The sequence below is a fragment of the Olleya sediminilitoris genome, assembly GCF_016785945.1.
Taxonomy (GTDB): domain Bacteria; phylum Bacteroidota; class Bacteroidia; order Flavobacteriales; family Flavobacteriaceae; genus Olleya; species Olleya sediminilitoris.
The window spans coordinates 70,069-95,570 of sequence record NZ_JAEMEF010000014.1; the positions used below are offsets into that span (position 1 = coordinate 70,069).

Consider the following 25,502-nt stretch of genomic DNA (forward strand, 5'->3'; position numbering starts at 1 on the left):
ACATTAAATAATCTGGACTGAATGAGGCAATTAAAAATTACCAAGCAAGTTACCAATCGTGAATCTAAATCACTAGACAAATACCTACAAGACATAAGTAAACTTCCCATGATTACAGCAGAAGAGGAAGTTGAATTAGCCCAAAAAATAAGGGAAGGTTGTCAAAAATCATTAGATTTATTAACGACTGCTAACTTACGATTTGTGGTTTCTGTTGCAAAACAATATCAAAATCAAGGATTAACATTACCAGATTTAATAAATGAAGGTAATGCTGGTTTAGTTAAAGCAGCAAAACGTTTTGACGAAACTAGAGGATTCAAATTTATATCTTACGCAGTTTGGTGGATTAGACAAGCAATTTTATCTGCTTTAGCAGAACAATCAAGAATTGTAAGACTACCATTAAATAAAATTGGGTCAATAAACAAAATAAGAAAAGTAACTTCTCACCTAGAGCAAATTAACCAAAGACCACCTAGTGCGTCAGAAATTGCAAAAGAATTAGACTTAACTATCAGTGATGTTAAGCAATCTATGAAAATTTCTAGCAGACACGTGTCAATGGATGCACCTTTAAAAGAAGGAGAAGATTATAGTTTATATGATTTAGTAAGCTCTAACGAGTCACCAAATCCTGACACAAACTTAATGCGCGAATCTTTAAACACTGAAATTGAAAGAGCTTTAGAAACACTAACGCCTAGAGAAAGTGACGTGATTAGACTTAACTTTGGATTAAGTGATCAACCAGCTATGACACTAGATGAAATAGGTCGTACTTTTGATTTAACACGTGAGCGTGTAAGACAAATCAGAGAAAAAGGTATTAGACGTTTACGTCAAACATCTAAGAGTAAGATCTTAAAAACGTATTTAGGATAATCCTGATACAATATATTTAATACAAAATATTAAAAAAAGTGCAATTTTAATTTGAATAATATTATTATTTAATAGATATTTGCATCCTATTTAAAATTAAGATATGTTAAGAATTGAAATAAAAGAAGGCGAAAATATAGAACGTGCACTAAAACGTTACAAACGTAAGCACAGAAACGTAAAAGTTATGCAAAACTTAAGAGAGAAGCAGTACTTTACTAAGCCATCTGTAAAAAACAGACGTCAGATACAAAAAGCTAGTTATATTCAAGGTCTTAGAGACGCAGAGAATATATAATTAAAGCTTAAATTTATATAAATGAACCACGCATTTTTAAATGTCGTGGTTTTTTTGTTGATTAAAATTTCAAATACTTAACGTCATATACGTTATTCAAAAGTGTTTTCATAACCTTTGGCTTTCCGTTTGTATAAAAAAAGTTATCAGATTTAATTTTAGCATTATTTACTAAATTATACTTTTCTAAAACTAGCTTTGTTTGATTTGCAACAGCATCACCTGAATCTATTATCTTAATATGTTTAGGTAAAATTTTTGATAATTGAGGTATCAAATAAGGATAATGTGTACAGCCTAAAACTAAATAGTCTATATTAGATTTAATCATTGGTTTTAAATAATTAACAAGTAATTCCGTCATTTGGTCAGAGTAAATAAGACCAGCCTCGATTAATTGCACGATGCCTTCACCTTCTTGCTCTACTATAGTAACACCATTATTATATAATTGTGAAGTATTATTAAATAGTTCACTACTTAAAGTTCCTTTTGTAGCTAATATACCAATAGCCTTAGTTTGTGTCTGTAAAGCAGCGGGTTTTATAGCAGGCTCAATACCTATGAATGGTACATTATATTTTTCTCTTAAATAGCCTATAGCATTAGTTGTAGCAGTATTACAAGCCACAACAATTAATTTACTGTTTTGTTCTAATAAATGCTCTGTATTTTTCTCAGAAAGCGCTATGATAGCCTCTTTTCCTTTTGGTCCATAAGGCGCATTAATACTATCTGCTAGATAAATTGTATTTTCAGTTGGAAGTAATCCATGAATTGCTTTCCAGATGGATGTTCCACCTACTCCAGAATCAAAAATACCAATGGGTTGTTTACTCATAATTTTAAAGAAAAAAAGCTGTCTAAAGTTAGACAGCTTAATTTTAATTTAAAAGGATTTTATATTAAAATCCTAATTCTTTTTGAACGTCTTTTATAAGGTCTTTTCCTTCAGCCATGATAACACCACCACCTTGAGAAGAGTCTAATACGTAATTAAAACCTTGTGCTTTACCAACTTTTAATATAGCTGCTTTAGCTTTATCTGTGATTGGTTTTAATAAGTCCATTTCTTTTTTTTGTAATTGTGTTTGTGCATCACCTTGAAATTGACGAATACTTTGTTGCATTTGTGCTAACTCTTCACCACGTTGTTGGTTTTGTTCGTTAGTTTTTGTTGCAGCTTCAGCCTCGTATTGCTTTGCTTTAGTTTGGTATTCTTTAACCATTTCTTGGATATCAGCCTCAAACGTCTTACCCATTTTTTCCATTTCAGCTTGAGCAGCTTTCATAGATGGCATAGACGCTACAAGCTCTGTTGTATTAACATGTGCAACTTTTGTTTGTGCATTAGAAAAACTTGTCGCTCCAATAAATAATGCTGCAGCAAATAAAAGTGTTTTAAATTGTTTCATTTTTAAAATAGTATTTGTGTGTTATAAATTATTTGTATTTGTCTTAGTTGCTCTAATCTTCTGTGCTCTCTTTTTCTTCTTTAGCATTTTGACGGTCTTCTAAGATTTTCTGTTATTTAGCTTATGTAACTTTTTTCAAAAGCTTTATTTACTAATTTTTTATTTTCTTTATTCTTAAATTTATGCTCTTAACTTAATAAAACGTCAGAACTGTTTTTTAGTCAATACCATCTTCTGTTTTTTCAGAATCATTGGTACCGTTTCGTTCTTTAAGCTTTTCTTCTCTTGCTTTAGCTCTATCTTCTAGAATTTTAGCTCTCTTCTCTGCTGCTGCTTTTTTCTTAGCTTCTCTAGCATCAAGTATTTCTTGTTTGCGTTTTGCTGTAGCCGCTTCTCTTTCTGCTTTTTTGTCGTCTAATATTTTTTGTCTTGCCTCTTGTGCATCATTAACTTCTATTACAGCGTCTTCATCTTTAGCATTTCTACGCTCTGCTTTATTTTTGGCTTGAGTACGTTTTGAAGCTCTTGAAATTGTTCTGATAATTAAATCACTCATATCAAAACGTTCTGCTGAATAAAGCATAACCACATCTGCAGATTTGTCAAAAACAAAATCGTATTTTTTGGCTTTAGCAATATCTTGAACTGCTTGAAAAATTTGATCTTGAACAGGCTGCATTAACTGTCTTTTTTGAATCATCAAATCTCCATTAGGACCAAAACGTTTTTGTTGATAATCCAAAATTTCTTTTTCTTCAAAAAAAATATCTTCTTCACGCTCCTCAATCAACTCTTTTGTTAAAAGTGCTTTTTCGTTATTAAGCGTTTCTCTTTTTTGCTTAATTCCTTTTAAACTAGTTTCAATTTCAGTTTTCCATTTCTGTACTTTACTTTCCAACTGACCTGTAGCTTCAGTATATTCAGGAATGTTCTCTAAAATATACTCTGTATCAATATAACCAATTCTAACACCACGTTGTGCATTAGCAGAAAAAACTGCTGTAAGCATCAAAATTACAATAAGAACTTTTAATTTCATTTTGGATATGGTTTAATTATTTCTTGTTAATAAACTCAAAATAAAGTTTAACATTGCATGGTTAGTACTTTTTTTAGTTTAATATTTTCAAAATAACGAATTTTAATGTTAAAAATTTTAATTCTTTAATCAAATCCCTGTTATGGTATTAGAAAATATCGTGCCAAAAATAAAAAAAATAAAAAAACTCTAGTTATTATTTTAATGGTTTTATTGGGTTAAACTACATTAAATTAAAATTGTTGACCGATTATGAAGTGCGTCTCCCATCCATGCTTTGATACCTCTCCATTCTGTGGATCAAATCCATGACCAAAGTCAATACCTAATAAACCAAAGGCTGGCATAAAAATTCTTAAACCTAATCCTGCAGATCTTTTAAGAGCGAATGGATCATACTCATTAAAACTATCATAAGAATTACCTGCTTCTAAAAATCCTAAAGCATAAATTTTAGCAGATTGCTTTAATGTAATTGGGTATCTTAATTCTAAAGAGAACTTATTATAAATTGTCCCTCCATCCGAAGAAGATAAAGCTTGGTTTTGATAACCACGAAGTGCTACAGCTTCTCTACCGTCTAGACTGTAACTTCCTAAACCATCACCTCCAACAAAGAAACGCTCAAAAGGGATTACTCCTCTATTTTGATTATAAGCTCCTAAAAACCCAAATTCAACACTTGGCCTAAGGACTAATTTATCTACTAATTTTGTATACCAATCACCTCTAAATTTAATTTTATAAAACTCTAGCCATTTGTAACGTTCTTGATCAATTTCACTAACTCTATTTGCTGCTTGTGATCTTAAAAGTGAGTTAGCATCAGAATCGTTTGCAATATCTGCATTGGTGTCTCTTTCCTCTTTTAAAGCATCATAATCTGTACTACTAAATAATGAATAAGGTAAAGACAACTTAGCTGTTGCTGTAAAACTAGATCCACCCATTGGAAAAATTGGATCATTAAATGTATTATTTCTACTTAAACCTAAAGTATATGACAAGTTATTAGAGTAACCATCACCAAACGTGAATAATCCAGTTTGATAATTTTTTAAGTTATAATGCTGAAAACTAACCGCTTGAGATAATGTAAAATAATCATCTGGAATAGATAAACGTTTAGCAAGACCAACTGTAATACCTGTGATATTAAAACGTTTGTCTTTATCTGCATTACCAGTAGTTGCATCAAATAAAAACTGTTTGGTTTGAGATATAGACGTTGAAAATTGTACTGGCTTTTTACCTCCTAGCCAAGGTTCTGAAAAAGAAAAGCTGTAGGTTTGAAAAAATCTACTAGCTTGTAAACGTAATGCTAGCTTTTGACCATCACCCATAGGAACAGGAGTGTAAGCATCTTTTTTAAATAAATCTTTTATTGAAAAGTTATTAAATGACAACCCTAAAGTACCAATAAAACCACCTCCACCATAACCACCTTGTAGTTCGATTTGGCTAGATCCAGACTCTACTAAAGCATATTCCATATCAATAGAACCTTCTTCTGGATTTGGATTTTTAAAATTTGGTGTTAATTGCTCAGCATCAAAGAAACCTAACTGACTTAATTCTCTAATTGTTCTAACAACGTTTTCTTTACTATATAAATCTCCTGGTCTTGTTCTGATCTCACGGTAAATAACGTGGTCATTAGTCTTTTGATTACCTGTAACTGTTACTTTGTTAAAATAAACTGGTTTACCTTCAGATATTCTAATCTCCATATCAATAACATTACCATCTGCATTTACCTCTACCGGATTAATTGTAGAAAACAAATAACCATTATTTTGATATAAATTAGTGATATCTTCTCCATCAGGTCTAGTTTCATCTGCAATACGTTTTTGAAGTTCGATACCATTATATGTATCTCCTTTATTTATACGTAATAATCTTTTTAAAACTTCATCAGAGTAAACTGTGTTACCAATAAAAGTGATATCTCCATAAGTATATTTTTCTCCTTCTTCAACAGCTATATTTAGAGATACTGTTTTGTCATTATTGTTAATTAGAGTATCTGCAACAATTCTAGCATCTCTATACCCTATTTCTTTGTATTTATCAACCACACTTGAAAGATCCTCTTTAAAATCAGCTTCAATAAATTTAGAACGTTTTAATATTCTGATAGGGTTGATTTTTTTAGTGTTTTTCATTGCTTTTCTAAGCTTTTTATCGCTTAAAACAGTGTTACCTTCAAAATCAATATTCTTAACTTTTACTTTCTCTCCTTTATCAATTGCAACAATCATATTAACAAAAGGCTTATCAATAGTATCATTAGCTATATCAAAAGTATTTACTTTTACATCAGCATTAAGAAAACCGTTTTTCTTATACTTATTCTCTAAGTAATTTTGAGTAGTAGTAATTAAATTCTCTGTTACTTTTGCGCCTTTTTGAAGCTTATTCTCTTTTAAAATAGTTTCGTGTTTACCTTTCTTAACACCTGTTATTTTAACTTCTTTTAATTCTGGTAAATCTGATAATCTAATTTCTAGAAAAGCGCTATCTCCTTCTACTTTTAATAGATACATTTCTATATCACTAAAAAGATTTGATTTCCAAAGTTTTTTAATTGCATTACTAACTTCTTCTCCTGGAACCATTATTTCGGTACCTTTTCTTAATCCAGAATAAGTTATGATGGTTTGCTCACTAAAGTTTGTGTTTCCTTTAACTGTGATTTCAGCAATTGTGTATTTTTTACCGTCTTCGTAATTTAAGTCTTGAGCGCTTATTGTTATTGTGCTTAAAAAAGCAATGACAAACAATGTGTAGTTTAATAATGTTTTCAATGGTAATTGTTTAGCTAATTTGTTCACTGGTTTTCCCAAATCGTCGTTCTCTTTTTTGATATTCAATAATAGCCTCATATAGGTGTTGCTTTGTAAAGTCTGGCCAAAGTACTTTTGTAAAGTACAATTCTGCATAAGCTATTTGCCATAACAAAAAGTTACTAATGCGTTGCTCTCCACTTGTTCTTATAAGTAAATCTACATCTGGTAAACTTTGCGTGTAAAGATGTGCATTAAATACGGTTTCGTCAATTTTTTCTGTAGAAATTATATTATTTTTAACTTTAGTACTGATTTCTTTAACAGCATTTAATAGCTCCTCTCTTGACCCATAGCTTAAGGCTAAAGTAAGATTCATGTGCGTATTTTCCTTAGTTAAATCAATAACCTCTTGTAACTCTTTGTATACTTTTTTGGGTAAAGATTTTAGGTTTCCAATAGCATTTAATTTAATGTTATTGTCACGAAGTGTTTTGATTTCTTTTTTTAATGAAGCGACTAAAAGTCTCATTAATGTATCTACTTCTAATTTAGGACGTTTCCAGTTTTCAGTAGAAAATGCATACAACGTTAAATTTTTAACGCCTAATTCTGCGCAAGCTTCTACTGTATGACGTACAGATTTTGTACCGTTTTCGTGTCCAAAAGCACGTAACATTCCTTTTTGTTTTGCCCAACGACCATTACCGTCCATTATTATGGCGATATGCTCTGGCAAGTTTTGTTTTTGTATGTGGTTTAATAAATCCAATTTAATATCCGCAATAACATGGGTTTTTCCCAAAGGTATATGTTAAAGTAATACCAGTAAAGGTATACCAATCATTATTATTTAAATTACCGAAACTTAAACTTTCTAATTCAGAATTATCAGGAACACTTCCATCTAACTCATCAGAAAAAATATAACGTGCTCCGACTTCTAATGCTAGTACAAAACTAGGAGAAATCGTGGCTTTGTAACCCAAAACTATTGGAATACCTATAGCTATACTATTAGAATCTTCAGATTGTATTTCGCCTAAATTATTATAATAAAAATTATCATGTTGTGTTGCTGTTACGCCAGTGAATATATATGGTGTAGATACAAAACCGCCTTGATGTAAATTAAAATCAAAAAAAGTGAACTCGATTCCTGCAGCTAACTCAATGATTTGATTGCTAAATTCTAAACCTCTTATTTGTCTACTTGGATCGTCAGAGTTTTTATCTATCCCTTCTAGTTCTGAAAAAGTTAATGATATTCTATAAGAATGTCTTGTGCTTCGGTTCCATTTATAAATGGCTCCAACAGCTAATTGGTTAGGTGCAATATAATCTGTAGCACCTACATCTCCAATAAAATTAGAACCACCCAAATACAACCCAAATTCGTTGATTTGTGCACTACTAAATTGCATGCAAAAAAATGTTAGTACTAAAAGTGTTAACTGCTTCATAAATATTCAAAGTTTGCAAATATAATAAATAAGATTAGCCTATAACAATTTGATTGAAATAGTTACACTTTTAAACAGATTTAACAGGGTTTTATTGTTTTAATTACGTTTGTCTTCTCCCCAAAGTAGCTTTTTGCGCAAAGTATCAAGAAAAGTTTCGTTTTTAAAGACCATCATTTTTATAGTAAATGGTGCTTTTTTTATAGTGATAGTCGTTTTATTGGTTAAAGTTGCAATTCTAGAATCCATAGAGACTAAGTGTTGCTTTTCTCTACCATCAACTTTTAAAGTTATAACAGTTGTATCTTCTATAACTAAAGGTCTTGCACTTAAATTATGAGGTGCAATTGGTGTTAACACTAAACTTGCTGCATTAGGTGTTATAACTGGACCACCACAACTTAATGAGTATCCTGTAGACCCTGTAGGTGTCGATATTATCAAACCATCACTCCAATAACTGGTTAGGTACTCTCCATTAAGTTCGGTTTCAACCGTAATCATGGACGTTGTATTTTTTCGGCTTACAGCAATTTCATTTAAAGCAAAATTACATCTATTTATTTCAGCATTATCTTCAGAACTTTCAATAGTTAATAAACTGCGTTCTGAAATAGAATACTGCTTGTTAATTATATTATCAATAGCATCCTCAATCTCGTCATGCTGTATGGTTGCCAAAAAACCTAGTCTTCCTGTATTAATCCCTACAATTGGAATATTTAAGTCTTTAACTAATGTAATGGCTCTTAATATTGTACCATCACCTCCAATACTTACTAAAAAATCAAAACTAGCATCTAATAAAGAAAAAGTATTATACTCCGTTTTTATTTTAGGCAAAATGCCTTTATAAAAATTAGCTTCAATTACTATTTCAATATTTCTTTTTTGAAGTACTTCTAACAAAACCTCCAAAGAGGCTAATGGTTTTTTTTTCTGAAATTGACTATATATTGCAACTTTCATAATTACATGTCTAAATATTTATTTAAATAATCAGAGCGTTCTTTTAAACCATCTAAATAGCTATCTTCTTCATGACCAGACACAATATTATAGCTATAACGTCTAAAGGTTTGCATGACCTCACTTAATCCTACATTTCCGATTTTTAAGGTAATTTGAGCTACATCATTTTCTATTTTAGAAATAAAAGCTCCGTATAATTTACCATCGTTGCTTTCAACAATCTGACTAACTTCACTAAAGCTATAATCTTGCAATCCTTTTTCAACAATTAAAATTGCTCCATTTTCAGAGAAAAATGGTGTTTCATTAAACAATCCTATAATATCATTTAGCTCATAATAGCCAAGATATTTGTTTCTTTCATTTAAAACAGGCATTATATTGGTAGCGTTTTGTGCAAAAGCCTCCAAAACATCTAACCAGTTTGCCTCTTCTCTTACAAAAAAACCTTCAATAGCATAACTACAATCAGAAATCACTTGTACTTTTTGAAAACAATGTGCATCATTCTCTGACACACACCCTAAGTAGACATCAGCTTCGTTTTTAATAGGAATATGAGAATATGTTAGTTGATTAAACAGTAATTGCAAATCACTTACAACACTTGTGTTAAGTAGTGGTTTAATATCGTTTATTATGTAATCAGAAAGGTTCATTTTATAAAAACTTTTGTTTGTGCAAATTAATTAAATTTTAGCACAAAAAGCCTCTTATACTTTGTATTTTTGTGTTTTAAATTATTGCATGTTATGACAAAATTAAGCGTAAATATTAACAAAATAGCAACTTTAAGAAACTCTCGTGGTGGTGACACACCTAACGTCGTTCAGTTTGCAAAAGACGTACAACGTTTTGGAGCACAAGGTGTGACAATACACCCAAGACCAGACGAACGTCATATTAAATACCAAGATGCTTACGATTTAAAACCAGAAGTGTATACTGAGTATAATATTGAAGGGAATCCAATTCCTAAATTTATGGAAATGGTATTAAAAATCCAACCTACCCAAGTCACCTTAGTACCAGACAGTATTGATACTTTAACTAGTAATGCAGGTTGGGACACGATTAAAAATAAAGATTTTTTAGTAGACGTTATTTCTGAGTTTAAAAAGAAAGGCATACGTACATCAATATTTGTAGATCCAGATTTAAACCAAATTGAAGGTGCTAAAGCAACAGGAACAGATAGAATTGAATTGTATACTGAAGCTTTTGCTCACCAATATAATTTAGGTAATCAAAAAGCAATATTACCTTACGCAGAATGTGCCAAACTAGCCAATAATTTAGGGCTTGGTGTAAATGCTGGACACGATTTATCTCTAGATAATATCCAATTTTTTAAACAAAACATACCAGACCTTTTAGAAGTTTCTATTGGACATGCTTTAATATCTGAAAGTTTATATTTAGGTATTGAAAACGTAGTAAATATGTATAAAAACAAACTAAAATAATTATTATGCTTTTACATTCTAATATTTTAGGCGAAGGTAAGCCCTTTATAATTTTACATGGCTTTTTGGGCATGAGTGATAATTGGAAAACCTTAGGCAATCAATTTGCTGAAGATTTTCAAGTTCATTTAGTAGACCAACGTAATCATGGTAGAAGTTTTCATGACAATGCGTTTTATTACGAAGCTTTAGCAGAAGATTTAAAACACTATTTTGATTATCATAACATAAAAGACGCTATACTTTTAGGTCATTCAATGGGAGGAAAAACCGCTATGCTGTTTTCAACATTGTACCCAGAATTAGTTAGCAAACTTATTGTTGCTGACATTTCTCCAAGATTTTACCCAATACACCATGATGCTATTTTAGAAGGTTTAAATAGCTTAGATTTTTCAACTTTAAAAAGTCGTGGTCAAGCCGATAAACAATTAGCCAATTATGTATCTGATTTAGGCACAAGACAATTTTTATTAAAAAACTTATATTGGGTAGAAAAAGGTCAATTAGGTATTAGACTAAACCTACAAGCATTAACAGATAATGTTTCTGAAGTTGGCGAAGCTTTACCATTACATGCTAAATTTGAAGAAGACACATTATTTTTAAGAGGAGATAAAAGCGAATATATTGGTAATCAAGATGAAGCTTTAATAAAAAACCATTTCCCTAAAGCTAATATTATAACCATATCTAATGCTGGGCATTGGTTACACGCAGAAAACCCTAAAGAATTTTACGATGCTGTAACAAATTTTGTAAATTAAAGTCTAATAAATAAAAACCTATTATGAATTTAATTATAAGATTACTTATTAACGCTATTGCTGTATTTGCTTTAGCACACGTATTAAATGGTGTGTATTTAGATAATTACGTTACAGCTATTATTGTTGCAATAGTACTATCTATTTTAAACCTAATTGTAAAACCTATTTTAGTAATATTAACATTACCAATTACAATACTAACCTTAGGGCTATTTTTATTTGTTGTCAATGGATTAATGATTTTATTAGCCGATAAATTTATTGATGGATTTGCAGTTTCAAGTATCTGGACTGCAATTTTATTTAGTATTTTATTATCTATTTTACAATGGTTATTGCAATCCTTTATAAAGACAGATACCAAAACTAAGTAACACTTAAAAATAGTCTGTTACACAAGACGTTAAAAACTTTGTAATACTGTAAAAAAGTAGTACTTTTGCACACCTTTTTAACAGAAAAAATCAAAATAAAAGCTTGCTTTATAAAATTCTGTTAGATAATTTCCTCATAAATACTTGAGGATATTAAAACTAGTGTTAATTGCCCAATTGGGCTTTATATCATATATAATGAATATTACAAGAGAAAACATTGATGCATTAAATGCTGTAGTAAAAGTAGACATCGTTAAAGAAGATTATAACGATAAAGTTGAAAAAATCTTAGTAGATTACAAAAAAACAGCAAACATCCCAGGATTTAGAAAAGGTCATGTACCAATGGGAATGGTAAAAAAACAATATGGTAAAGCTGTATTAGTTGATGAGGTAAATAAATTACTTCAAGATGCATTAAACAAGTATTTAACTGAAGAAAAAATAGACGTTTTAGGGCAACCATTACCTAAACAACAAGACGAAATAAACTGGGATTCTGATTCTTTTTCTTTTGAATTTGAATTAGGTCTTGCTCCAGAATTTAGCGTAGATTTAAATAGTAAAAAAGCAATCACTCATTACAACATCGTTGCTGATGACAAAATGATTGACGAGCAAATTGAGCGTATCCAAAACCAATATGGTAAAATCACTTCAGAAACTGAAGTAAAAAAGGATAGCGAAATTACTGGTACTTTTAAAAACGAGGATAAAGAAATTGACAATACTGTTACAATTACTTTAGACAAGTTTAAAGGTAAAGCTACTGAAAAGAAATTTATTGGTGCTAAACCAGGAGACGTCATTACTTTAAAAACTAAAGGACTTTACGAAGATGATCATGAATTAATGAATGCATTAAAAATACAACACGATGATGCACATGGTTTAGATATTGAAGTAACTTTTACAATCAACGAAGTTAACAGTCGTGAAGCTGCTGACTTAGATCAAGAGTTATTTGATAAATTATTTGGTAAAGACGTCGTAAAATCTGCTTCAGAATTAAAAGCTAAAATTAAAGAAGATGCAGAAAAGCAATTTGTACAGCAATCTGATCAAAAGCTTTTAAATGATGTTACAGAACATCTAGTAGACAACACTAAATTTGATTTACCAGCAGAATTCCTAACTAAATGGATGCAAGTTGCAGGTGAAAAAGAAATGGATGAAGCAACTGCTAAAGAAGAATACGAAAAATCAGAAAAAAGCTTACGTTACCAATTAATTGAAGGTAAATTAATGCAAGACAATGATCTTAAAGTAGACTTTGAAGACGTTAAAACTAACGCTAAAAACATGATCAAAATGCAAATGGCACAATTTGGTCAATTAAATCCTTCTGAAAAAGAATTAGATGATATCGCTGCACGTGTTTTAGGAAACCAAGACGAAGTTAGACGTATTTCTGAACAAGTAGTAAGTCAAAAATTACTAGATCTTTATAAAGAAAAAGCAAACATCAAAGCAAAAGAAATGTCATATGATGCTTTTGTAAAAGAGGTGTATGGTGATAAAGCATAAATTACGTGATGGATTTTTATCAATTTGATAAGATTCTATTGGCAGTGGTTTAACAAAATAATCATTATCTTTAGGCGTTGTTTAGCAAGACTAAGCAACGCCTAATTTTTTCAATAAAAATAACATTTATTCAAACTATGGATTACGGAAAAGAATTCGAAAAATTTGCTATAAAAGACCAAGGTATAAGTAGTACATATTACAACAAAATAATTAGTAGTATGTATCCTACTAACTTAACACCTAACATTATTGAAGAGCGTCAAATGAACATTGCTATCTTTGATGTGTTTTCTCGTTTAATGATGGATCGTATTATATTTTTAGGAACAGGAATTAACGACCAAGTTGCTAATATCATACAAGCACAATTATTGTTTTTAGAAAGTACAGACGCAAATAAAGACATCCAGATATACATAAACTCTCCAGGAGGAAGTGTATACGCAGGATTAGGTATTTATGATACAATGCAGTTTATTAAACCTGACGTTGCTACAATTTGTACTGGTATGGCAGCATCAATGGGAGCTGTATTATTATGTGCAGGAGAAAAAGGAAAACGTAGTGGTTTAACACACTCTAGAGTAATGATACACCAACCATTAGGAGGTGCTCAAGGTCAAGCTAGTGATATTGAAATTACTGCAAGAGAAATCTTGATACTTAAAGAAGAACTTTACAAAATTATAAGTAAGCACTCTGGTCAAGATTACGATAAAGTATACAATGATAGCGACAGAGATTACTGGATGAAAGCTGATAAAGCTAAAGAATACGGAATGATTGACGAGATTTTAGCTCGAAAGTAATAATTATAAAATTTACTAGTGATGCCATTAACAGGATTACCATCTATTATATTAATCCTGTTAACTTCACTTTATTAATACAAAAAAATGGCAAAAGAAGAATTAGAATGTTCATTTTGTGGTAGAAAAAAGCCAGAAACCAATTTATTAATTGCAGGTTTAGATGCGCACATATGTGACAGATGTATACAACAAGCGCATGGTATTGTTATAGAAGAATCTAAAGAAGAAGAATCTAATGATCTGTCTGCCGAGTTAACACTAAAAAAACCACAAAAAATAAAAGCATTCTTAGACGAATATATTATTGGCCAAGAATACACTAAAAAAGTAATGTCTGTAGCTGTATACAACCACTACAAACGTTTACTTCAACCACCAAGTAATGATGATATCGAGATTCAAAAATCAAATATTGTTATGGTTGGTCAAACTGGTACAGGTAAAACATTAATGGCTAAAACCATTGCTAAGATGTTAAATGTACCTTTAGCAATTGTTGATGCTACAGTATTAACAGAAGCTGGTTATGTTGGTGAGGATGTAGAAAGTATTTTAACACGCTTATTACAAGCTGCAGATTACAATTTAGACAAAGCTCAAAAAGGAATTGTTTTTATTGACGAAATCGATAAAATCGCACGTAAAAGTGACAACCCATCAATCACAAGAGATGTTTCTGGTGAAGGTGTACAACAAGCCTTACTAAAATTATTAGAAGGTACAGTAGTTAACGTTCCGCCTAAAGGTGGTCGTAAACATCCAGATCAAAAATTTATTGAAGTAAATACTGAAAACATCTTATTTATTGCTGGTGGAGCTTTTGATGGTATTGAGCGCGTAATTTCTAAACGATTAAACATGCAAGCTGTTGGTTATAGTGCTTCTATAAAAGAAGACGTTGTAGACCATGACAACTTATTACAATATATTATACCTAAAGATTTAAAAGACTTTGGACTAATACCAGAAATTATTGGACGTTTACCTGTATTAACTTACATGGATCCTTTAGATGGTAAAACACTTAGAGCAATCTTAACCGAACCTAAAAACGCTATTATCAAACAATACAAAAAGTTGTTTGAAATGGATGAAATAGAATTAAGTATTACAGATGGTGCTTTAGAATTTATTGTTCAAAAGGCTATAGAATACAAATTGGGAGCACGTGGTTTAAGAAGTCTTTGTGAAGAAATATTGACTGACGCAATGTTTGAGTTACCAGGAAGCGAGACAAAGAAACTTAGCGTAACTAAATCTTATGCAGAACAAAAACTAAGTAAGACCACTATAAAAAAGTTAAAAGCTGTGTCTTAATCATAAAATCAGATTACATAAAAAACCACTTTAAACTAAAGTTTAAAGTGGTTTTTTTGATTAATTATAATATGACTCTCCCCAAAGTCAAACTAATAGCACTACCAATATATGTAATATTTAACTGATTTACAAATAATTACACCTATTTCACCCTGTTAAACTATAAGAGATTAATTCTTTTAGACTATCTATTTAAAATCAATAGCTCGTCTAAATACTGACGTGTATTAGACAACCTAGGGACTTTATGCTGACCTCCAAGCTTATTGTTTTGTTTCAACCAATCATAAAACAACTGCTCTCTAGCAATGTGTATGGTTGGCTTATTTAACGTCATATTATTATAACGTTTAGCTTCGTAATCAGAATTTAAACTTTTAAGTGCGTTATCAAATAATTCATTAAAATAATTAATGTCTGCAGGAGGTGTTTTAAACTCTATTAACCACTCATGAGCACCTTTTTCTTTACCTTCCATAAATATTGGCGCAGCAGTGTAGTCTACAATTTCCGAACTTGTTTTAATACATACTTTTTTTAAGGCATCCTCAGCATTTTCAATAATCAACTCTTCACCAAAAACATTAATATGATGTTTTGTACGTCCTGAAACTTTTATACGATAAGGACTAATAGATACAAACCTGATGGTATCACCAATCATATAACGCCAAAGACCTGCGTTAGTGGTTATAATAACAGCATAATTTTTATTTAACTGTACTTCGCTTAACGGAATTACTTTTTGATTTTTAGTTCCATAAGTATCCATTGGTATAAACTCATAAAAAATACCATAATCCAACATTAACAATAAATCACCTGTGTAGTTTTGATCTTGGATAGCAAAAAAACCTTCAGAAGCATTATAAATTTCATAATACTTAAAATCCTTTTTAGGTAAAACATTTCGGTATTGCTCTATGTAAGGATTAAAACTTACTCCTCCATGAAAATAAACTTCTAGATTTGGCCAAATATCAAACAAACTTGATTTACCCGTTTGTTCCAACACATTATTAAGTAATACTAACATCCAACTTGGTACTCCAGCAAGACTGGTTACGTTTTCATTAATTGTTTCGTTAACAATAGCAGCCATTTTAGTTTCCCACTCACTCATTAAACTAACCTTACTACTAGGTGTACTACTATATTCTGCCCAAAAAGGCATATTGTCTATTAGTATAGCACTTAAATCTCCAAAAACAGTTCCGTTTTGTTTGTAAAGTTCTTTACTTCCACCAAGCCTAAGACTTTTACCTGTAAACAACTGTGAGTCCTCGTTATTATTTAAATACATACACAATAAATCTTTACTAGCTGCATAATGACAATCTTCTAAACTGTCACTACTAACTGGTATAAATTTACTTTTTGCACTTGTTGTCCCACTAGATTTAGCAAACCATTTTATTGGTTTTGGCCAAAATATATTGTGTTCGCCACGTCGTGCGCGCTCAATATTATCATGTACATCTTCATAGGTGCAAAGTGGAACACGATCTGCAAAAGTTGCATAATTTTTAATAGAAGAAAACTGGTGCTGTTTACCAATTTCGGTATCCTTTGCAATATCTAATAAGCTAAATAAAAGTTCTTGTTGGACCTCGTTTGGGTACTTTAAAAACAATTCTATTTGATGAAAACGTTTTTTCAAAAACCAAGATGCAATAGAATTTACAAGAGGTATTGGCATAGTTATTTGTATCTTTAAGTTTTAAAAATAATACTTTTTTTTATGACCTACCAAGGTGTGTTAACAAAAATGCAAACCGAGTTTTCTAAACCCATTAACTACTATTTGGTGTTTAAAAACGACTTTATAAATTTTAACCAATTACTAAACAAAACCTTAACTATTAATTTTGTGGGTTACGAGTGTTTAAATTGCCATTTAGATAAGCCTATTTACAGACAAGGGTTTTGTAAAAGTTGCTTTTTTGATGTGCCACAAGCAGCAGATTGGATCATGAAACCAGAATTAAGCAAAGCGCATTTGGATATTGAAGATCGTGATTTAGCCTATGAAAAACAAGCACAATTACAACCTCATATAGTCTATTTAGCTAATTCTAGCAATGTAAAAGTTGGAGTAACTAGAAAAGGTCAAGTACCAACACGTTGGATAGACCAAGGTGCCCATGAAGCTATTGAGATTGTTGAAGTACCAAACCGTTATCTAGCTGGTATTACTGAAGTTGCTTTAAAAGACCACGTTGGTGACAAAACCAATTGGAGAACCATGCTTAAAAATGAAATTAAAGACGAAAACTTAATTGAATGGAGAGATAAATTAAAGCCATTTATACCTGAGGAAGCTATGCAGTTTTTTATTGAGGATAACGAAGAAACAACTATTGAGTTTCCGGTGTTACAATATCCTAAAAAACCTAAATCTTTAAACTTTAAAAAAACCGCAAATTATACTGGAGTTTTAAAAGGTATTAAAGGTCAATATTTAATTTTTGAAGATGATACTGTTTGTAATATAAGAAGTAACGAAGGTATTGTTGTTAGTATAAATATCTTGTAATTAAGGTGTATTAATTACGACCTAGTCTACATGACTACATTAATATTTGTTTACAATGCCAAATCTGGTTTAAAAAACTTAGCAATAGATATTGCGCATAAATTATTTAGCCCTAAAACATATGCTTGTAGTTTATGCGCTTTGACTTTTGATGCTTTTAGAGAGAATACTATTTGGAAAGATTTTAGAAAACGAACTGCTTTAAATATTGAGTTTTTACATAGTGATGAGTTTGAAAAAAGATTTAACAACAAATCTTATAACTACCCTATTATACTAAGTCAAAACAACACGACGTTGTCAACTTTTTTATCGTCTACAAAAATTGAAGCGTTAACTTCTGTTGAGGAACTTATCCTTACTATTGAATCTAACTCTTGCGACATGTTGCGTTAGCGGTAGAAATGGCATCCTTTTTTTGCTGCCATGTATGGCAAAAAAAGATATAATGGATGACGCGACCCTTGTGGTAACGCCCAAATATTATTTAAACCAACCTGAATATTTAACGTAATTATCTGCAATACGATTGATCTCTCCATTTATTAATTCTTTACTAATATCTTTTACTTTCTTTGCTGGTACGCCTGCATAAATACTACCAGACTCTACAACCGTATTTTGGGTTACGACTGCTCCTGCTGCAATTATACTATTACTTTCTACAACGCAATTATCCATTACAATACTACCCATACCTATTAAAACATTATCATTAATGGTACAACCATGGACTATTGCATTGTGTCCAATGGACACATTATTACCTATTATGGTTGGGTATTTTTGATAAGTACAATGTACTACTGCTCCATCTTGAACGTTAACTTTATCGCCTAATTTTATATAATTGACGTCTCCACGTAATACAGCATTAAACCAGATACTACATTGTTGTCCTATTTGTACATCGCCTACAATGGTAGCGTTTTCTGCAATATAACAGTCTTCTGATATTTGAGGTGTTTTACCGTTTACTGGTTTTATTATTGGCATACTTATAGTTTTGTTTAGTTAAAATAAGATAATAAATCAGACTTTTTGGATGCTGATACCATGATTTGTTTTTGGTTGCTTAATATAACACTTCCGCCTTTACCTTTTACGTACTTAATGACTTCGGATACGTTTACTAAATAACTTTTGTGTACACGTGCAAATCCTGATGATGTTAGAGCATCTTCAAAATATTTTAATGTTTTACTAACTAGCTTTTTTTTGTCGTTTTTTAAATAAATTTCAGTGTAATTATCGTCTGCCTTGCAATACAAAATATCTGTGGTATTTAAGACTTCAAATCCATCTTGTTGCGGAATGGTTATTTTACCTGCTACTGTATTTGTTTTTGGTATTAATACCTGGTCTTGTAAGACGTCTTCTTTTGATTTAATTTCGGAAACATAGTCTACAGCTTTAATTAACTCGTCTATGTCAATAGGCTTCATTAGATAATAGGATGCGTGAGCATTTAAAGCATCCACAGCGTAATTATTATAAGCGGTTACAAATATGGTTTCAAAATCGCGATTACCGACTTTATCTAATAGGTCAAATGCATTTCCGTAGGGCATCTCTACATCTAAAAAAACCAAATCTAACTCTAAAGTACGTATTAACTCTAAGGCTTGATTAATGTTTTCGGCTTCGCCTAAAATCTCTACTTTTGGACAGTATTTGGTTAGATAGTTTTTTAATATGGCTCTGCTTTGTGCTTCGTCCTCTACTAATATTGCTTTTAATGTCATGATTAATCTTTCTTTATAGTTACTACGACTTTGGTCCCAACATCACCTTCTGCGCTATTATCGTCAATAAAAACATCTACTTTGTCTTTATACATTTGATTTAAAATAGATACTCTTTTTGTGATATTACCTAATCCTTTAGAGTTATGTTTTTGCTGATTTTCGGTCTTTAATTGTTTAGATTTTTTGCGTCCAATACCATTATCTGCAATAGTTATTGTTATGACACCTATTTGCTTTTTGGTTATTGATATATCTAATAACCCCATCTCTTTTTTATAACGTAAGCCATGCCAAACTGCATTTTCAATATAAGGTTGTAACAACATTGGTGGAATTTTATAGGCTTCGATATCAATATTTTTATCGACGTTTATTTGAAATTCAAACTTATCTTTAAACCTGAAATGTTCTAGTTTTGTATATAATTGAATTAACTCAATTTCTTTTTGTAGCGGAATAAAATCTTCTTCAGAGTTTTCTAAAACTGCACGCATGAGTTTAGAAAAATCTGAAAGATATTTGTTTGCTGTACGCTCATCATTTGTAGCAATAAAACTGTTAACCGAGTTTAATGCATTGAAAATAAAATGCGGATTCATTTGACTACGTAATGACTTTAATGCTAGCAAATTGTTAGCTAATTTTTGCTGTTTAATATACTTGTACATTAAATAAGCTGTTAAAGCTAACAGGAATAATCCTCCAATTAATGAATAAATTATTAACTGCTGCCTTTTATTTTTTTCTTCTGAAAGTGCAACTTGACTTAAAGTTAATTTACGGTCTGTTTCAAGGGTTGTTATCCTATTTTGTTTTTCTGCTATGCTTTTATTAAATCGTGCTGCTTGTGATATTTCTTGCTCTTTTTTAATATAAAGCTGATCAACTGTTTTGACATATTCTTCAAAGGTTTTTTTAGCTTCGGTAAAATTACCAGACTCCACGTAAGCATCTGTCAACTTTTTGGTGGCATCTTTTTTTACAATTAAATCTTCTTTTACATCTGCTTCTTCAATACTTTTTTCTAAATACGGAATGGCTTCATTGTATTCTTTTTGAAGAAAATAAGCATTACCAATTTTATAATTTTGCTTCTGTTTGGTTAAACTACTTTCGTTTGAAATGATTGAGTCTTTTTCGATTATATCAATATCATTGATAATATCTTTTCTCATTTTAATCTCTTCACTATATGAACGTTTTTCGTTTTGAAAATCTGCAAATTTTATTTTTTGCTCGACCTCTCGTGTTTTATTTTCTTGAGCTGCAAGTGCAACTGAATTTTCAAGTAAAACCTCTGCTTTACGTTTTTTTCCTTCAGAAGTATATACCTGACCTAGTTTAGAGTTAAGGTCTGTAACTTTACGCTTAATATTGTTTACTTCTGCAACCTCTAAACCTTTTTTATAAGCGGTTTCAGCTTTAGTGTTTTGCTTAATAGCTACATAGACATCTCCCAAACCTTCATTACGTATTACATTTTGCCAATTGGATAAATCTGGAGACTTTAAACTATTATATAACGCTAAACTTTCTTGATAGTTTTTGTTATGGTAAAAGGCTTTTGCTAATTTTAATTGGACGTCTTTTGAGTTGACATTTTTAATACTTATCCTGTAGTTTGTTACAGCAAGATCATACTGTTTCCAGTGCATATACACATCTGCTAAAACCTCAAAGGCTTCTGCGTTTTGTTTAACCGAATTGCTTTTAGGAATACTCTCTGTTATAAATTGAATGCTTTTTTCGGCTGATATTTTTTTATAAAAGAGCGCTGAATCTATAATACTTTCAAACGAATGGACTTTACTTTGTTTTGTTTTATAAGACACACCTTTTATTAAAGATTGCACCTCTACTTTGATATCGTCATCCGACTTAACGGTATAATAAATGGTTTCAAAATCTTTATGACTAATCATAATTTCGTCACCAATCTTAACATTAATTCTAAAATCACCACTTAAACTAGTACTTGTGTAAGAGCCACCATTAACTTGTACATTAACTTTTGATATTGGGTCAAAGCTATCCTTATCTATAACCTCTCCCTTTACTGTAAAAGTAGCTTCTTTTTTACTTTCTAAATTTTGCTGAGCATTAATTGTATTACAATACACAAAACATAAAATGCAGATTAATATTAATTTGAAATTTTTCATTAATAAGTTTTATAAAACATAAACTTACGTACTTTAACCCATTAATTAAAATTCAGGTTTTAGCTATTTATAATTAAACTAGTCAAAACTACTGACTTTACTAATTTACAATACAGACATACTAAGTCATACAGCTATTACACTCATTGTAGTTTTTAAATCAATAAAGTTGCGGTTAAGTTTACTTAAATTAAAACTAAATTTATCATGAAACAAACCAAGCTATTTTTATTATTTCTAATTATTACTTTAAATGCTTTTTCACAGCATAAAGGTAACTACAATCAAACTTTATCTAGACAAAATATTGCTACTGGCAACGCCATAGTATATGGTAACACTCCCAAACATATTACTCCAAAATTAAATCCAAGCAGTACTATTGTTATTGATGTTAGAGCATTACAAAACGTAAAAGCAACCTCGTATACTGCTGTTTTTAATGTATCTCAAATTGGTCAAACTGCAGAAATAACTAATCAATTAATGACTAAGCGTGTCAATCTGATTAAAACTGAATTACTTCAATTTGGTATACTTGACAAGGATATTGCTATTGATGTTATCTCATTTGTACCTGTTTATGAAGTAGAAGTCACCAAAAAGCTATTTAGTAAAACATATACGGAAGTTCCTAAGGGTTTTGAGCTACAACAAAACATCCATATTAAATTTAATAACACACAACAATTTGAAAACATATTAACTGCATGTGCAAAAAATGAAATTTATAACTTAGTAAAAGTGGATTATTTTATAGATAATATAGCTCAAGTCTATAAAAATCTTCAAACAGAATTATTAGCTTTAATTGATGATAAAAAAAAGTATTATACCCTTTTAGGTTTTAACCTTTCTGAATACCATGTTATGATGGCAGATCAAAAATATTGTTACTTCCCTAAAGATTTTTATCAAAGCTATCAAGCATTTAATAGTATTTCATTTCAAGCATTAAAACAAGATAAAGGAGTAACCGAAGCTAAAAAGCAAACCTCATATTACTATCAGCCTTTAACCTATGAAAATTATGATGTAGTAATAAACCCTTCTATTTTACAACCTGTAGTACAGATTGGTATGGAAATAAAATTACAATTTACACCAAAGCCTAAAGCGCAAATAGTAGAACCAATAGTTAAAACAGAAATAAAACCAACCTATTACGTTATTTCTCCTAACGGAACCATTGATGTAAAAGAACTAAAAACACAATAGTTTTAGGCATAAAAAAGCCTCGATTAAATCGAGGCTTTCTTATAAGATTTTAAAATAGACTAGTTAATTGCAGGACAATTACAGGTATATCTTTCTTTACCACAATTAAAGTTAAGCCCTAATGTTAATTGATGAAAACCACCATTATTAAACACCACAGAGTTTGACTGGTAACTGTAAGTATACGCAAACACAAAGTTATTAACCTCTACACCTAAAATTGGCGTTATATATTGTAATTTTTGACTACTTACACCTGTGCCATCAACAAATTCTGCTCCATCTAAACTACGTCTGTAAGATAATCCTCCCCAAACTTTACCAAAGTCAACAGACTTATATGCTTTAAGGTTAATATCAAAAGAAGCCTCTTCAGTAGCATCTCTGTACATAAACATCGCAGACGGTTCAAAAGACCAATCACTTCCGTAACTTCCAAAGGTATTTCCAACAGAGACTAAATATGTTCTTAAATTATCATAACTTAAACCTTGCTCGTTAAAATTAACACCTTCATTGTTTAAAAGGTTTTTAACTGTAGCATGAGCGTAAAAATTATATAAAAAATAAGACATACCTAAATCTACATTAAAGTTAGTTGCAGACTGCTCTATACCAGCAATAATTGGATCAAATCCATCAGCTAAAAAAGAAGTCTCATCTAATTTATATTGTATTGCTCCAGCACTTAAACCAAATGATAACTGATTTAAATCTGTAGTACTTCTTGAAAACATTAAATGGTGTGCATAAGTAAAATACGCTCCTGTTTGAGAGTGGTAACCATTTTTATCACTATAAACAATGGCTCCAATACCAGAAGGACCATCACCAATACGACCATTAACACTAGCAGTCACCAATTTAGGCGCATCATCATCACCAAACCATTGTTGTCTACCAGTTATTCTAACCTTAGCACAATTTGCTGCACCAGCCATAGAAGGGTGAATTAAGTAATAGTTGTCCGTTAAATAATCAGAATATATAGGTAAACCCTCTTGGGCATTAACAAACTGTGATCCAAAAATTGTAACAACAGCTAATAAAAATATGTTTTTTAAATTCATAATTCTTTTTTCGAGGTAGGTTGGTTAGTTATATAAAAGCTAAACTATTAAATTAATAACTTGATTTTAACTTAAAAAGTATAAATAAAACTCAAATATATAAATTTAGAGCAAATAAATTCAATCCTAAAAGTTAAAGATTTAAATATAAATAGTTTTATAATACAAACCTTACATTTTGTAATAAACTCCTGATTCAGTAAAACATAAATATAATAGATATCTATTATTATGTTTAGTATTTTTGTAAAAAAAAACAAAGATGAGTAATTTTAAAGTTTCAACACAAGAAACCTCAAATCCAGCCATATTAAAGTTCGAATTAAACCAGTTTATTACTAAACATCAAAGTTTCGAATTTAATAACATAGACGACGCTAAAGACTCTCCTTTAGCGCAACAATTATTTTATCTACCCTTCGTTAAAAAAGTATATATCTCTAGTAATTTTATTGCTATAGAACGCTATAACATTGTACAATGGGATGATGTAAAACAAGAAGTGGCACAACAAATAGAAAGCTACTTAAATAACAATGGTGTTGTTGTCAATGAAAATGCTGAAACTAAAAAAGTTGCAGTTACCGTTTACACGGAAAGCACGCCAAACCCTTCAGTTTTAAAATTCGTGGCTAACAAAAAATTAGTAACTGCATCTTACGAGTTTACTTCAATCGAAACTGCAAAACCATCACCTATGGCTACGGAATTATTTCATTTTCCGTTTGTTAAAAGTGTCTTTTTTGACGAAAATTTTGTCTCAATAACAAAATATGATATTGCAGAGTGGAATGATATTTCTTTTGAGCTAAGAGAATTTATTAGAACATACATTGAAGACGCTAAAGAGATTGTTTCTCCAAATGCACCAGAAGTAGAAGAAAAAACTATCGAAAAAGTTGAAGCTCACTTTGAAACTCTTGATGACACCTCTAAACAAATTGTAAACATCCTAGAAGAGTATGTTAAACCAGCAGTTGCTAGTGATGGTGGAAACATTCAATTTGAGTCTTACGACGAAACTACTAAAACCGTAAAAGTTATTTTACAAGGCGCATGTAGTGGATGCCCTTCATCAACCTTTACTTTAAAAAACGGAATTGAAAATATGCTAAAAGAAATGTTAGCAGGTAAAGTAAATTCAGTTGTTGCTATAAATGGTTAATTTAAACCAATAAATACTACCTTTTATCTGTTTTATTGTTCTAATTGAATTTGAAACTTACACGTTTCTAATTTAATATTCGTAATTTTAAAGGACAATCAATAATTTAAAACAAAATATTATGGCAGTATTAAAAGTAATTGAAGTATTATCAAACTCAGAAAAAAGCTGGGAAGACGCAACTAAAAAAGCAGTAAAGCACGCATCTAAAAGCGTTAAAAATATTAGATCTGTGTATGTACAAGATCAAAGTGCTAGTGTAAAAGATGACGAAGTAGTTGACTTTAGAGTTAACCTTAAAATCACCTTTGAAGTTAAGTAATAACTTCTAGTAATTATACTTTATAAAAAAAAGCCTGAACATAATGTTCAGGCTTTTTTTTTGTGTATTACTATTAGTTTTTAAAGCGTCTTAACGTTTTAAGGTAAAGTGCGCTTTAAATTGTTTTCTGGTGTTGCTGGTATCA

The 25,502-nt window shown here is 30.5% G+C and carries 26 protein-coding genes; 13 read left to right on the top strand and 13 right to left on the bottom strand.

What is annotated here, in order from left to right; translation table 11 throughout:
- Positions 1-21: 21 nt before the first annotated feature.
- Positions 22-885 (top strand): sigma-70 family RNA polymerase sigma factor, encoded by an 864-nt coding sequence (locus JAO71_RS13730; protein ID WP_028290194.1) that lies wholly within the window; start codon positions 22-24, stop codon positions 883-885.
- A 103-nt stretch (positions 886-988) separates the two neighbouring features.
- Complete coding sequence (gene rpsU / locus JAO71_RS13735; RefSeq protein ID WP_028283445.1) at positions 989-1,183, top strand: 30S ribosomal protein S21; 195 nt, start codon at positions 989-991, stop codon at positions 1,181-1,183.
- A 61-nt stretch (positions 1,184-1,244) separates the two neighbouring features.
- Here the strand turns inward: rpsU and murI are convergent, their stop codons facing one another.
- The 8 genes from murI to JAO71_RS13775 form a co-directional block, all read right to left on the bottom strand.
- On the bottom strand, positions 1,245-2,024 hold the full coding sequence (gene murI / locus JAO71_RS13740; RefSeq protein ID WP_203001387.1) for a glutamate racemase: 780 nt from the start codon (positions 2,022-2,024) through the stop codon (positions 1,245-1,247).
- Between the two features lie 64 nt (positions 2,025-2,088).
- Complete coding sequence (locus JAO71_RS13745) at positions 2,089-2,598, bottom strand: OmpH family outer membrane protein (RefSeq protein WP_028290196.1); 510 nt, start codon at positions 2,596-2,598, stop codon at positions 2,089-2,091.
- Positions 2,599-2,815: 217 nt separating this feature from the next.
- On the bottom strand, positions 2,816-3,637 hold the full coding sequence (locus tag JAO71_RS13750) for an OmpH family outer membrane protein (protein ID WP_236011287.1): 822 nt from the start codon (positions 3,635-3,637) through the stop codon (positions 2,816-2,818).
- Between the two features lie 233 nt (positions 3,638-3,870).
- The gene (locus JAO71_RS13755) at positions 3,871-6,525 is read right to left on the bottom strand and encodes a BamA/OMP85 family outer membrane protein (protein WP_116823480.1); all 2,655 of its coding nucleotides are present in this window, start codon (positions 6,523-6,525) and stop codon (positions 3,871-3,873) included.
- On the bottom strand, positions 6,458-7,198 hold the full coding sequence (locus tag JAO71_RS13760) for an isoprenyl transferase (RefSeq protein ID WP_028290198.1): 741 nt from the start codon (positions 7,196-7,198) through the stop codon (positions 6,458-6,460). Before JAO71_RS13760 ends, JAO71_RS13755 begins: the two co-directional genes overlap by 68 nt.
- 1 nt (position 7,199) lies before the next feature.
- Entirely contained in the window at positions 7,200-7,889 is a 690-nt protein-coding gene (porG, locus tag JAO71_RS13765; RefSeq protein WP_116823481.1) for a type IX secretion system protein PorG, read from the bottom strand.
- Between the two features lie 99 nt (positions 7,890-7,988).
- Positions 7,989-8,858, bottom strand: coding sequence for an NAD kinase (locus tag JAO71_RS13770; RefSeq protein WP_116823482.1), 870 nt, complete (start codon positions 8,856-8,858; stop codon positions 7,989-7,991).
- A gap of 2 nt (positions 8,859-8,860) precedes the next feature.
- Positions 8,861-9,520: a CBS domain-containing protein gene (locus JAO71_RS13775; protein ID WP_028290201.1), complete on the bottom strand. Its 660-nt coding sequence runs from the start codon at positions 9,518-9,520 to the stop codon at positions 8,861-8,863.
- Positions 9,521-9,613: 93 nt separating this feature from the next.
- On the opposite strand from JAO71_RS13775, the gene JAO71_RS13780 reads away from it, so the two are divergent.
- From JAO71_RS13780 to clpX, 6 genes are all read left to right on the top strand, one after another.
- A complete protein-coding gene (locus JAO71_RS13780; protein ID WP_028290202.1) occupies positions 9,614-10,327 on the top strand; it encodes a pyridoxine 5'-phosphate synthase in 714 nt (237 codons plus the stop codon).
- A 5-nt stretch (positions 10,328-10,332) separates the two neighbouring features.
- Positions 10,333-11,094, top strand: coding sequence for an alpha/beta fold hydrolase (locus JAO71_RS13785; protein ID WP_203001389.1), 762 nt, complete (start codon positions 10,333-10,335; stop codon positions 11,092-11,094).
- Positions 11,095-11,117: 23 nt separating this feature from the next.
- The gene (locus JAO71_RS13790) at positions 11,118-11,471 is read left to right on the top strand and encodes a phage holin family protein (protein WP_116823485.1); all 354 of its coding nucleotides are present in this window, start codon (positions 11,118-11,120) and stop codon (positions 11,469-11,471) included.
- A 198-nt stretch (positions 11,472-11,669) separates the two neighbouring features.
- Positions 11,670-13,001, top strand: coding sequence for a trigger factor (tig, locus tag JAO71_RS13795; protein WP_028290205.1), 1,332 nt, complete (start codon positions 11,670-11,672; stop codon positions 12,999-13,001).
- 137 nt (positions 13,002-13,138) lie between these two features.
- A complete protein-coding gene (gene clpP / locus JAO71_RS13800; RefSeq protein WP_028290206.1) occupies positions 13,139-13,813 on the top strand; it encodes an ATP-dependent Clp endopeptidase proteolytic subunit ClpP in 675 nt (224 codons plus the stop codon).
- A gap of 87 nt (positions 13,814-13,900) precedes the next feature.
- A complete protein-coding gene (clpX, locus tag JAO71_RS13805) occupies positions 13,901-15,133 on the top strand; it encodes an ATP-dependent Clp protease ATP-binding subunit ClpX (RefSeq protein WP_028290207.1) in 1,233 nt (410 codons plus the stop codon).
- A gap of 187 nt (positions 15,134-15,320) precedes the next feature.
- On the opposite strand, the gene JAO71_RS13810 is transcribed toward clpX, so the two are convergent.
- A complete protein-coding gene (locus JAO71_RS13810) occupies positions 15,321-16,835 on the bottom strand; it encodes a GH3 auxin-responsive promoter family protein (protein ID WP_203001391.1) in 1,515 nt (504 codons plus the stop codon).
- Positions 16,836-16,877: 42 nt separating this feature from the next.
- Here JAO71_RS13810 and JAO71_RS13815 point away from each other — a divergent pair, with 42 nt between their 5' ends.
- Positions 16,878-17,672: a DUF2797 domain-containing protein gene (locus JAO71_RS13815; RefSeq protein WP_054852657.1), complete on the top strand. Its 795-nt coding sequence runs from the start codon at positions 16,878-16,880 to the stop codon at positions 17,670-17,672.
- A 30-nt stretch (positions 17,673-17,702) separates the two neighbouring features.
- Positions 17,703-18,068: a GTPase gene (locus JAO71_RS13820; protein WP_203001393.1), complete on the top strand. Its 366-nt coding sequence runs from the start codon at positions 17,703-17,705 to the stop codon at positions 18,066-18,068.
- 87 nt (positions 18,069-18,155) lie between these two features.
- Here the strand turns inward: JAO71_RS13820 and JAO71_RS13825 are convergent, their stop codons facing one another.
- The 3 genes from JAO71_RS13825 to JAO71_RS13835 are packed head-to-tail and all read right to left on the bottom strand — an operon-like array spanning position 18,156 to position 21,582.
- The gene (locus tag JAO71_RS13825; protein WP_203001395.1) at positions 18,156-18,668 is read right to left on the bottom strand and encodes a gamma carbonic anhydrase family protein; all 513 of its coding nucleotides are present in this window, start codon (positions 18,666-18,668) and stop codon (positions 18,156-18,158) included.
- Between the two features lie 14 nt (positions 18,669-18,682).
- Positions 18,683-19,417 (bottom strand): LytR/AlgR family response regulator transcription factor, encoded by a 735-nt coding sequence (locus JAO71_RS13830; RefSeq protein WP_203001396.1) that lies wholly within the window; start codon positions 19,415-19,417, stop codon positions 18,683-18,685.
- Positions 19,418-19,419: 2 nt separating this feature from the next.
- The gene (locus JAO71_RS13835; RefSeq protein WP_203001397.1) at positions 19,420-21,582 is read right to left on the bottom strand and encodes a tetratricopeptide repeat-containing sensor histidine kinase; all 2,163 of its coding nucleotides are present in this window, start codon (positions 21,580-21,582) and stop codon (positions 19,420-19,422) included.
- Positions 21,583-21,789: 207 nt separating this feature from the next.
- Here JAO71_RS13835 and JAO71_RS13840 point away from each other — a divergent pair, with 207 nt between their 5' ends.
- On the top strand, positions 21,790-22,800 hold the full coding sequence (locus tag JAO71_RS13840) for an SIMPL domain-containing protein (protein WP_116823490.1): 1,011 nt from the start codon (positions 21,790-21,792) through the stop codon (positions 22,798-22,800).
- Between the two features lie 59 nt (positions 22,801-22,859).
- Here JAO71_RS13840 and JAO71_RS13845 read toward each other — a convergent pair whose 3' ends face one another.
- Positions 22,860-23,870: a PorP/SprF family type IX secretion system membrane protein gene (locus tag JAO71_RS13845; protein ID WP_028290215.1), complete on the bottom strand. Its 1,011-nt coding sequence runs from the start codon at positions 23,868-23,870 to the stop codon at positions 22,860-22,862.
- A gap of 262 nt (positions 23,871-24,132) precedes the next feature.
- Here JAO71_RS13845 and JAO71_RS13850 point away from each other — a divergent pair, with 262 nt between their 5' ends.
- Entirely contained in the window at positions 24,133-25,035 is a 903-nt protein-coding gene (locus JAO71_RS13850; protein WP_054852651.1) for a NifU family protein, read from the top strand.
- 121 nt (positions 25,036-25,156) lie between these two features.
- Positions 25,157-25,357 (top strand): dodecin family protein, encoded by a 201-nt coding sequence (locus JAO71_RS13855; RefSeq protein WP_116823491.1) that lies wholly within the window; start codon positions 25,157-25,159, stop codon positions 25,355-25,357.
- Positions 25,358-25,502 lie beyond the last annotated feature (145 nt).

Coding starts and splice junctions, on each gene's coding strand:
- JAO71_RS13730 (WP_028290194.1), top strand. CDS start 22: ATGAGGCAATTAAAAATTACCAAGCAAGTTACCAATCGTGAATCTAAA.
- rpsU (WP_028283445.1), top strand. CDS start 989: ATGTTAAGAATTGAAATAAAAGAAGGCGAAAATATAGAACGTGCACTA.
- murI (WP_203001387.1), bottom strand. CDS start 2,024: ATGAGTAAACAACCCATTGGTATTTTTGATTCTGGAGTAGGTGGAACA.
- JAO71_RS13745 (WP_028290196.1), bottom strand. CDS start 2,598: ATGAAACAATTTAAAACACTTTTATTTGCTGCAGCATTATTTATTGGA.
- JAO71_RS13750 (WP_236011287.1), bottom strand. CDS start 3,637: ATGAAATTAAAAGTTCTTATTGTAATTTTGATGCTTACAGCAGTTTTT.
- JAO71_RS13755 (WP_116823480.1), bottom strand. CDS start 6,525: ATGAGGCTATTATTGAATATCAAAAAAGAGAACGACGATTTGGGAAAA.
- porG (WP_116823481.1), bottom strand. CDS start 7,889: ATGAAGCAGTTAACACTTTTAGTACTAACATTTTTTTGCATGCAATTT.
- JAO71_RS13770 (WP_116823482.1), bottom strand. CDS start 8,858: ATGAAAGTTGCAATATATAGTCAATTTCAGAAAAAAAAACCATTAGCC.
- JAO71_RS13775 (WP_028290201.1), bottom strand. CDS start 9,520: ATGAACCTTTCTGATTACATAATAAACGATATTAAACCACTACTTAAC.
- JAO71_RS13780 (WP_028290202.1), top strand. CDS start 9,614: ATGACAAAATTAAGCGTAAATATTAACAAAATAGCAACTTTAAGAAAC.
- JAO71_RS13785 (WP_203001389.1), top strand. CDS start 10,333: ATGCTTTTACATTCTAATATTTTAGGCGAAGGTAAGCCCTTTATAATT.
- JAO71_RS13790 (WP_116823485.1), top strand. CDS start 11,118: ATGAATTTAATTATAAGATTACTTATTAACGCTATTGCTGTATTTGCT.
- tig (WP_028290205.1), top strand. CDS start 11,670: ATGAATATTACAAGAGAAAACATTGATGCATTAAATGCTGTAGTAAAA.
- clpP (WP_028290206.1), top strand. CDS start 13,139: ATGGATTACGGAAAAGAATTCGAAAAATTTGCTATAAAAGACCAAGGT.
- clpX (WP_028290207.1), top strand. CDS start 13,901: ATGGCAAAAGAAGAATTAGAATGTTCATTTTGTGGTAGAAAAAAGCCA.
- JAO71_RS13810 (WP_203001391.1), bottom strand. CDS start 16,835: ATGCCAATACCTCTTGTAAATTCTATTGCATCTTGGTTTTTGAAAAAA.
- JAO71_RS13815 (WP_054852657.1), top strand. CDS start 16,878: ATGACCTACCAAGGTGTGTTAACAAAAATGCAAACCGAGTTTTCTAAA.
- JAO71_RS13820 (WP_203001393.1), top strand. CDS start 17,703: ATGACTACATTAATATTTGTTTACAATGCCAAATCTGGTTTAAAAAAC.
- JAO71_RS13825 (WP_203001395.1), bottom strand. CDS start 18,668: ATGCCAATAATAAAACCAGTAAACGGTAAAACACCTCAAATATCAGAA.
- JAO71_RS13830 (WP_203001396.1), bottom strand. CDS start 19,417: ATGACATTAAAAGCAATATTAGTAGAGGACGAAGCACAAAGCAGAGCC.
- JAO71_RS13835 (WP_203001397.1), bottom strand. CDS start 21,582: ATGAAAAATTTCAAATTAATATTAATCTGCATTTTATGTTTTGTGTAT.
- JAO71_RS13840 (WP_116823490.1), top strand. CDS start 21,790: ATGAAACAAACCAAGCTATTTTTATTATTTCTAATTATTACTTTAAAT.
- JAO71_RS13845 (WP_028290215.1), bottom strand. CDS start 23,870: ATGAATTTAAAAAACATATTTTTATTAGCTGTTGTTACAATTTTTGGA.
- JAO71_RS13850 (WP_054852651.1), top strand. CDS start 24,133: ATGAGTAATTTTAAAGTTTCAACACAAGAAACCTCAAATCCAGCCATA.
- JAO71_RS13855 (WP_116823491.1), top strand. CDS start 25,157: ATGGCAGTATTAAAAGTAATTGAAGTATTATCAAACTCAGAAAAAAGC.